Origin of the sequence: Sporotomaculum syntrophicum, assembly GCF_009932395.1 — a bacterium.
GTDB lineage: Bacteria > Bacillota > Desulfotomaculia > Desulfotomaculales > Desulfallaceae > Sporotomaculum > Sporotomaculum syntrophicum.
Genome location: NZ_LSRS01000001.1, coordinates 376651 through 385801 on the forward strand (window position 1 = coordinate 376651; position 9151 = coordinate 385801).

Below are 9151 nucleotides of genomic sequence, written 5' to 3' on the forward strand. Positions count from 1 at the left end.
TACACCGATTATGGCAAAAAACCTACTAAAATCATCCAACTAGTTGATATAATAAAAGACAAAAAAGTAGGTAATAAAACATTTTTAATCCCCTGGACCCCGGCTTTCATAACTTCCATACCGGCGGAGGCGCCGGCGGTCATAACTGCTGCGGAAGCAAAGGGCATTACCGCATCCCAGCCTAAAACCACATCGGCCAACACCGCCAAAACCGTAAATGGGATCATAAAGGACATACCGGTGCTAACCGCTCGTTTTATAACTTGCCCTTCTCCCTCGGTCATTAAATTGGGGTTAGCTAACTTAAAAGCCAAAGATAGCAGGAAAATAACCAGTATAGCAAATAAAAAAGCAGCTAAGATGGAAATTAAAACCGTACTCATAGTTATGGCCGGCTTATTCAATGCAACAAGGATGCCAAAGACAATAAAACACAAATAAGCGGGAATAAAATAAACACTTTTTTGGTCATCAGCCTGGCGGTAGCCAATTTTCGTCATCAATTAACCCACCTCCGAATATCCCCAGGTATAGATAGCTCCAACTCGCTTGCAGCCCCGAAAGGCAACCAGCACGGTTATCAAGTTGCCGATTAAGCTGAAAAACGTCCTAAAAAAGACCATCCCCAAAGAATTATGGCACCACAAAGGGTAGTCACGGCAATACTGAAACCAGCCCGATCACCGGACATCTGCCGCACAGTCATGAGAGTAGGCCTTAGAGCCCACAGTACTCCAGTCACCCCAAAGGCCACTGCCGTCTTCCAACCAAAGACTAGGGAAAACAAAAGGCCCATCAAAGCGTAAATAAAGGTCGGACTATATCCCAGGGCAAAAGCGGATATGACCCAATTAAGGGAATAAGCTTTTTCCGTGCCCTGGCAAAGGGCCCAGGCCAAAGCAGCCATCAAACAGATCCCCAGGGTACCGTAGAGCACACCTAATAAGGTAATTAATATAACTGTTGACATTTCTATTTGTCCCGCCTTAAGCATGTCAAGGCCGGTTTGCAGGAAAAACAGGGTAAATGATAATCCGGATATTGATAAGGAATAAGGCCAGGGAACTCTGGACATTTGATTTTTGACTACTGCCCCGGGATTTAGTATCATGTTCAGCGTTGTTTTCCAGCGAGGCGTTTGTAGAGGCGCCAGCGTGTTCATTTTGCTTAAATCTCCCTCCCTAAATCGTTTTCCGCCTGACTGTGCATAATTGACTTATTGAAAAATAAGTTTATTTCCGAATTCTTTAATAAATAACTGACAAACTTCCTCTATATTTTTGGGAATAGCAAAACTTCCAATATACACGTCTCTCTTACTGACGATTTCCAGATGAGCTATTTGCCGGTTTTTTTTATAGATACCAATTGATACCAACTCCTTATCATTTATGATGTATTTTTCATAATCATCATCATGAGGTGTTAAGAATATTTGCTTGTGGCCAACGGTAAGACAATAGCCCCGAGTTTTAAAGAAGCCCACTTTAAGCTTAATATCGAAGATCATTTAATTCACCTCAATTAAATTCTATCAGATTTATTTTCTCTATATAATTCCACGAAACCAATTGGCATTGCCTATTTTATGACAATATTTATGCCAATTCTATTGTAAGCTTGTACCACATTTTGATAAAATATGACTTAAAGGAGGCATCATATATGAAATTTGCAGAAAAGCTTGATCTATTAATGAACATTACAAGTACCTCCAATAGCGTCTTGGCTCGCAATATCTCTATGGATGCGTCCTTTATTAGCCGTTTACGCAGAGGTGTCCGCGCCCCTGCCAAGAACGTGAATTATCTTCAGGTTATGGCCGCATACTTTGCCCGCAATTGCCGTGCCGAATATCAAAAAACTGCCATTTGGGAAACCATTAAAAGCAGTGCTAAAGTTCAGACGCAAGAAACTACTACTATGGAGGAACTTATACATAAATGGCTCAGGGAGGAAGATGAAGACAAGGCAAACTCCATTGATAAATTTTTGACTGGAATCAGTCACATTCAGTTTAAGAAAAATGAACCTGCAGCGGCTGTTGCCATGGAGAAGCCGGATGGCAAAGCCTTCTCTGAGGTCGAAGTTTTTTACGGTGTAGAAGGTAAACAAAATGCGGTCCTTGCATTTTTATCTTTGGTGTTGCAAAGTAAAAAACCTCAAACCCTGTTTCTTTATAGCGATGAGGATATGGGATGGCTGTCCGAAAACCGTATGTTTACCTCAAAATGGTCAAATATGTTAGCTCAGGTAATTAGGAACGGCAATAAAATTAAAATTATCCATACAGTAAACCGTAGTTTAGATGAAATGCTTACAGCTATTAAAGAATGGGTTCCAATGTATATGACCGGAAGCATAGAACCTTATTACTATCCGAGAATGCGTGACGGCTTATTCCGAAGAACACTATTTATAGCTCCCAATACTGCTGCCTTAACTTCTAGCTCTGTAGGTAGCAGGACTGAAAATGCAGCTAATTTTCTTTTTACAGATAAAGATACAATTAAAGCTGTGCTTGGGGAATTTAACGATTTTCTTTCTAACTGCCGTATGCTAATGCGCATATTTACTCCTTTCAGCAACGACAATTATCTGGCGCTTCTAGCTGAATTTGAAAATGAGCAAAGCAATGCAATCGTTAAAACAGATAGTCTCACAAATATTACCATGCCACCCAATGTTGTGGAATGCATATTATCACGGATAAAAAGTCCTAATAGAGAGCAACTGCTATCCTACCAACTAACTAGAATAGAAAATTTTCTTAGCAGTTTGCAAAAATACTATTTTACGGAAGTTATTTCCCTCCCCGAGCCTGAAAAAATATTAGCAGGAAATGTTGTGGTAAATTTTTCTGATATGCTAAACGATAGCCTAATTTTTTATAAACCTGAAGAATATCGACAACATCTGCTGAATATTATTCAACTTCTTAAGAATTATAAAAACTACCACATTCATTTAACTAGAGACAAGCATCTGGAAGGAAGTATGCTCTATATAAGAGAAGATGTGGGGGTGTTACTGGGAAAGACCATGCCGCCCTCGGTTGTTTTTGCATTTAATGAAAGTAATATGACGGTAGCCTTTTGGGATTACATGAATCATCTAATTAATGAAAAATCGCAGAGTAAAATGAATCGGTATCGTATTTTAGCAGAGTTAGAGGCAATGGCAGCTAAGTTGTAGTAAATCTAAGTTAATACATGCTACATATAACTTACATCCATTTTTGACCATCTCTTAAAGATAAAGCGCCTCATCTAATTCCATTTACCGTGTTTCTTAACATATTGTTTGCTCCATTTAAAACAGACTTTTGTTATGGAAATTTTGTTATTAAGTTCAAACAGGTCACAATGTTTAAATTAAACTGATACCTTAATACTACGGAAAAAAGTATAACTTCCTATCACTAATGGAAGGATATTATACTTTTTTCAACGTCAGTACACACAGCTTAAGTGTTTATGAGATCTTAGACTGTCTTTTTAATCATAAAATGATATATTGATTATAGAAATACCATCGATGTATTGGTACGCGGGGATGCTTAGCCCCAGGGCATCGATTAGAAAGGGGATTTTAGTTATGTTAATAGAAGCAGTTTTAAACGCTGCGCAACCCTATCTGCAGGATAGAAAAGTGCGGGATGCAGTGGTCGGCATCTCTTTGATAGCTGTCGAACTGGATGACGATAATGTGGGTGTATCCTATGTGCTGAGGGAAGATTTAAAAGCCGGCTGTTCAATCTTTCCCTATGTTCAAGATATCATTGGCCGGGACGCAGTTGATATTGCGCAATGGAGCATATCAGGTGGAGATAATCTGCAAAAGGGTATTGGCATAGCGGTATTATGTGCTGCCTCGGCATCACAGCATTTAGACGATTGCGAAACACCGGAAAGGCCTTTCGGGGTTAATGCAAGGGAAACCGATACAGTCGGTATGATCGGCTATATTGCGCCTGTTGTAAATTTGCTAGGACCCAGGGTTAATAAGCTCTATGTCTTCGACAAAGGTATCTCACAGATTGGTGGTTCTAACAGTGATGTATTCCCCATTGAAGAACAACCCTCCTTGCTGCCAACCTGTGACATTGTAGTGCTCAGCGGCACAACGATGATCAACGGCACTATTGACGATCTATTAAAATTGTGTGAACAAGCTAGAGAAATTGTGATGATTGGTGCATCAACACCAATGTTCCCGGCAGCGTTTTTAGCTACCAGGGTCACTGTACTTGCCGGCTCGTGGTGGAAAAGCGAACATAAGAAAGAGATTTTCCAAAAGATTTCTCTGGCAGGCGGTATGCGTATGCTCAGCCCTTATGCTATCAAAAAAACAGTTCCCGTACATGCCTAACATAGACACAGAATTGTATAGCAAATTAAGACCTGCTACGTTAATGTAGATGGAAATAACATATGGCAAGCATAATTTTTTTACGAAAATGTGATATCACCCCGGGTATTAAGAACAATAATCCTGCCAAGGGTGTGGATTTAAATATCTTCATTAATTGTTTTTTGGCAATAGAATGCCCGGGGTTCCTTCGAAAAAAAAAATTCATGACAGTTTTCTAAAGAATAAAAATGCCTGGTCACTAGATACCATATATATTAGTGTTTGTGGCTGAAGTGAAATCAATACTATAGCTTAACGGGTATCTGCCCTTTCAACGTTATTTCTCTCTTGTTTACCTGACAGCAAAAGGCATATACCTCAACACCATTATGTTTAGCGCTGCGCAAGGCCTGTCCAAAAAGCGGATCACTGGTGTCGTTGGGCTTAAAATAAACTCCATCCTCCCTTTGCACAATAAAAATTACCGCTGTCCTGTACCCTTCGCTCCTAGCCAGCGAAAGCTCATTTATATGCCTCGCTCCACGTTTGGTAGGGGCATCAGGAAAACGGGCTTCACCATTTTCCACCAGGGTCACATACTTTACTTCCACCAAGCATTGGCTATGGTCAGAGCCCAGCCAAAAATCTATTCGTCCATCCCGGTAGCGGAATTCCCGGCGTGCCGAAGTAAATTCCTTAAATTCCGGCAGCACGCCCCGCATAATCATATGATAGAAAAGCCGGTTGGGCAGCAGTGAATCAATAGATACCCAAATGCCCTGATATTTTACTAACAGCAGGGTAAACTTTGTGCGTCGCGTCCAACTATTGGATGGTTGAAGATAAACAATGGCACCGGGCACCAACAGTTCACGCATTCTGCCCGTACTTGGCACATGAGCTGCTACCTCCCGGCCAGCCAAATCAATCAGCGCCGTGAATCTATTTGGTCGTGCTAAAAATGTTGCCTCAATTAAATCTGAAGGCAGTAGTAAACCACACAATTTAATTCTCTCCCCGGTATTTACCGTTATAATGTTACGAAAAAAATTTAACTTATTTATGATACATCGTCAATCGATCCATAACAAACCTCAACACCTTTCGTGCAGCCACCGAAAATTCTATAAGCTTCATTTTGAGGCCGTATTCTCAGATGGGGCTTATAGACGTTAAAGTTTAATCTAAATATGGAACATATTTCATTTTTTATCATAATATAACATGTAATAACATGTTGAGGTGAATAAAATGAGCGATAAAGGTTTGTTACTATCTGAAAAAAATATTGGTCAAGGGGAGATATTTAACCAGGTGGAATCCTGCGAGATTGGGCCAACGAGCGCACGGCAGCGTCGTGAAGAAGCATTGCAAGTGCGCCAAAATGCGGCGCTGTTTCAAAAAAACCTTCCGGTACCAGGCCATCCTTGTAATGGTGATGAAAGTTTATTTGTTAATAAAATCGGTAATTTTTCCAAGGGGCTGCTTCACAACCATCTTGGTGAGGTTAACCTCAACGCCTATAATGACATGATCAGGGCTTTATCCACTGGCAATCCTGAAGATTTTGAATTCATACCTTTGGGGGGTGCTACTAAGCTGACCAGCCCCCAGACCGCTTATGCATTCGAACTGGTCGGACCGGATACTCATCATTTAAGTATGATTCCTGCACCAGCCTTCAGCAGTGCCTGGAATGCCAGTGAAATGGCCGAACTTTACTGGCTGGCGCTAACCCGCGATGTGCCATTTTCTGAATATGATACCAATCCGACTACCCTCGCGGCCGCTTCTGAGCTATCTGGTTTTTCCGATTTTCGGGGACCTAAGGACAATGGAGTGGTCACCACGGGTACCTTGTTCCGCGGAAATACACCCGGAGACATAACGGGGCCATATATTTCCCAGTTCCTGTGGAAAGATATTCCCTATGGGGCTACAACGATCGTTCAGCGCTATCGCACCACAGTGGCAAACGTCGATTACATGACCTCATATGAGGATTGGTTGAATACCCAGAATGGATTCCCTTCGAGCACGAATCAATTCGACCCCACGCCCCGTTATATTCGCAATAACCGCGATCTAGGTGAATGGAATCACCGTGATTTCACCTTCCAGGGCTTTCTTGGTGCATGTCTGATTCTGCTCAGTTACGGATCGGCAGCACTGGCCCCCAGTAACCCCTATCTGCGCTCGGCAACCCAAAGTGGTAGATCCACCTTCGGTGCCCCGCATATTCTAGATTTTGTGGCCCGGGCGACACGAGCAGCGGACATGGCTGCCTGGTACCAAAAATGGCTGGTCCATCGACGGCTTCGGCCGGAAGAGTTCGGAGGACGGGTACACAACCTATTAACGGGTGCCGCAAATTACCCTATCAACCAAGAACTACTCAATTCCCAGGCGGTTGAAGAAGTGTTCAAAAAATTTGGCACATACCTTTTACCCCAGGCCTATGCGGAAGGGTGCCCAACCCATTCAGCCTATCCCGCCGGTCACGCCTGCGTTGCCGGGGCAGGGGTAACCATGCTAAAGGCGTTCTTCAAGGAATCTTTTACTATTCCCAACCCTGTTGTAGCCGATGCCGACGGTCTCTCACTGCTTCCCTACTCAGGATCAGCCTTGACGGTGGGTGGAGAGCTGAACAAACTTGCTTCCAATGTGGGCATTGGACGCAATGCAGCAGGTGTACACTGGCGTTCAGACGGCGAAGGTCTAAAGCTAGGGGAAGCTGTCGCCATCGGAATACTGCAGGATTACAGGCAAACATACAATGAAAATTTTAATGGTTTCTCCTTCACAAAATTTGACGGGACCACCATAGTAATTTGAAACTTATGGTAAGCAAGGAAGTAGTCTTCTGCTACTCCCTTGCTTACCGCGGCTACTAGTGGATGGTTGAAGATATGGCATCGGTCACCAGCAGCTTGGCCTCAACAGTTACAATTTTCTTTCTTCATCATAATATATGTTATAGCGCAAAAAATTAGTTATTTAAGTCACATTCTTAATTGATATTGCATGTCAGGAGCGGAGAGGTTTGGAGATATTAAGGATTCTAACATTATGCAATTATTTACTGGGAACTGCTGTTGTTACAACTGCCTTTAGCATTTATATAACCACAAATAAAAAAATCCCGCTATATATAGCTCTTGCAATTATTAGTGCCGGGCCAATAGAGGATTTGCTTTCCTCTTATATTGAACAGTCCCCATCAATTTCACCCGATGATAAAAAACAATATATAAAAATGGTAGATAACATTACCAGTATGGTCTTTTTAATCTTATTAGGACTAGTAGTTTTGGAGCCTGACTATAGCCACAGTTTTTTCGATCACCCGAGTACATATGAAAAAAACTATCAAGCAGGTTAACACAACAGAAATTATCTGCGACTATCACACTCTAACAGCCGAGAACAAGTGCCTAGCAGTTCCGGACTTTGTTCGACCAAGCTTTTCTCCCACATTCTAACGCATGACCCTGCTTACACCCGAGCAAGCCTGGGAGCAATTACTGGCCAATAATTCTCGCATACATGTAGAAGGTTTCTTCGGGTCCATGCCCGGTAATCGTTTTGCAGCGGTCTCCTCAAGCATAAACAGCGTTGAACTGGCCTATATCCCACAGCACCCGGAACTCATGCGCAATGAGAATTATGATCTGGTTTACGTTTTTAAGGGTCAAGCGCGGGTAGGTGAGAAGTTGGTTGATTTTACAGCTTATGTGAATGCCGTAAAAAATTCATAGATATAAGAAAATTGCTATATAGCTAAGGATATATCCATACAGGAGAATTCCCAACTTAATTTCTATACAACCAGACCATCGCAAACGTTTCCGCCACACTTTCGGGATACAGAGAAAATGAGAGTCATGAACCCCCTTAAGTCTTTCAGTGCGACGAGCACTATAACACTTAAGGGGGTTGTTTTAGTACAACTGTGTCTCATGCTTAATAGTTCGGCTACCTCTTTACTGGGGTTTATTTTCAATAAACTGAAAGCCGGCTGCTGTACTAAGACCATCAGCTATGGTCAGAGGAAGGAATAGTTATCGTGTGACCGGGTTTGCTAGTGGTACTAGCCATTTATAACTATATATTAAAACCCCCTTGTATAAACCAGGGGGTTCACTAAAATTAATTCCGGCAACGACCTACTTTCCTACCCCTACGGGGCACACAGCAGGGACAAGCCCAAGTACCATCGGCCTACCCTATCGGGCACAAGTCGAAGAGCTTAACTTCCGTGTTCGCGTGCCTGTGCCCCGAAGGGGTATGCCCTGGAGGGGTAGGATGGGAACGGGTGAGTATGGTCACCGGAAAACTATATATACTATTGTATAGGGTAAATAAGTTAATTCAACGGTGCCAGGCACCTTGTGTTTAACTTATTGTTCCCTCAAAACTGTACAGCCAAGCAAGTTTTAGTTTAGCTAAGGTAATTCTATCACCGACTACCGATTAATCAGGTCAAGTCCTCGACCTATTAGTACCGGTCCGCTGCACACATCGCTGTGCTTGCACGCCCGGCCTATCTACCTGGTAGTCTACCAGGGGTCTTACTCCATTTTAACTGGATGGGAAACCTTATCTAGAGGGGGGCTTCGCGCTTAGATGCCTTCAGCGCTTATCCCGACCGGATATGGGTACCCAGCGCTACCGCTGGCGCGATAACTGGTACGCCAGTGATCCGTCCATCCCGGTCCTCTCGTACTAGGGACAGCTCCTCGCAAGTCTCCTGCGCCTGCGACGGATAGGGACCGAACTGTCTCACGACGTTCTGAAC

The 9151-nt window shown here is 42.8% G+C and carries 9 protein-coding genes; 5 read left to right on the top strand and 4 right to left on the bottom strand.

What is annotated here, in order from left to right; genetic code table 11:
- Nucleotides 1-8: 8 nt before the first annotated feature.
- The 3 genes from SPSYN_RS01935 to SPSYN_RS01945 form a co-directional block, all read right to left on the bottom strand.
- A complete protein-coding gene (locus SPSYN_RS01935; protein WP_161820811.1) occupies nucleotides 9-503 on the bottom strand; it encodes a hypothetical protein in 495 nt (164 codons plus the stop codon).
- 89 nt (nucleotides 504-592) lie between these two features.
- Nucleotides 593-1162: a hypothetical protein gene (locus tag SPSYN_RS01940; RefSeq protein ID WP_161820812.1), complete on the bottom strand. Its 570-nt coding sequence runs from the start codon at nucleotides 1160-1162 to the stop codon at nucleotides 593-595.
- A gap of 54 nt (nucleotides 1163-1216) precedes the next feature.
- Entirely contained in the window at nucleotides 1217-1510 is a 294-nt protein-coding gene (locus SPSYN_RS01945) for a hypothetical protein (protein ID WP_161820813.1), read from the bottom strand.
- A gap of 155 nt (nucleotides 1511-1665) precedes the next feature.
- Here SPSYN_RS01945 and SPSYN_RS01950 point away from each other — a divergent pair, with 155 nt between their 5' ends.
- On the top strand, nucleotides 1666-3195 hold the full coding sequence (locus SPSYN_RS01950; protein WP_161820814.1) for a transcriptional regulator: 1530 nt from the start codon (nucleotides 1666-1668) through the stop codon (nucleotides 3193-3195).
- Between the two features lie 402 nt (nucleotides 3196-3597).
- Nucleotides 3598-4371 carry a DUF364 domain-containing protein gene (locus tag SPSYN_RS01955; RefSeq protein ID WP_161820815.1) on the top strand — a complete coding sequence of 258 codons (774 nt, stop codon included), beginning with the start codon at nucleotides 3598-3600 and terminating at the stop codon, nucleotides 4369-4371.
- Between the two features lie 287 nt (nucleotides 4372-4658).
- On the opposite strand, the gene sfsA is transcribed toward SPSYN_RS01955, so the two are convergent.
- Nucleotides 4659-5357: a DNA/RNA nuclease SfsA gene (sfsA, locus tag SPSYN_RS01960; protein WP_243152868.1), complete on the bottom strand. Its 699-nt coding sequence runs from the start codon at nucleotides 5355-5357 to the stop codon at nucleotides 4659-4661.
- A 247-nt stretch (nucleotides 5358-5604) separates the two neighbouring features.
- Here sfsA and SPSYN_RS01965 point away from each other — a divergent pair, with 247 nt between their 5' ends.
- The 3 genes from SPSYN_RS01965 to SPSYN_RS01975 all read left to right on the top strand — a co-directional run bounded on the left by SPSYN_RS01965 (nucleotide 5605) and on the right by SPSYN_RS01975 (nucleotide 8111).
- Nucleotides 5605-7188, top strand: coding sequence for a vanadium-dependent haloperoxidase (locus tag SPSYN_RS01965; protein WP_161820816.1), 1584 nt, complete (start codon nucleotides 5605-5607; stop codon nucleotides 7186-7188).
- Between the two features lie 208 nt (nucleotides 7189-7396).
- Complete coding sequence (locus SPSYN_RS01970; protein WP_161820817.1) at nucleotides 7397-7735, top strand: hypothetical protein; 339 nt, start codon at nucleotides 7397-7399, stop codon at nucleotides 7733-7735.
- A gap of 103 nt (nucleotides 7736-7838) precedes the next feature.
- Nucleotides 7839-8111: a hypothetical protein gene (locus SPSYN_RS01975; RefSeq protein WP_161820818.1), complete on the top strand. Its 273-nt coding sequence runs from the start codon at nucleotides 7839-7841 to the stop codon at nucleotides 8109-8111.
- Nucleotides 8112-9151 lie beyond the last annotated feature (1040 nt).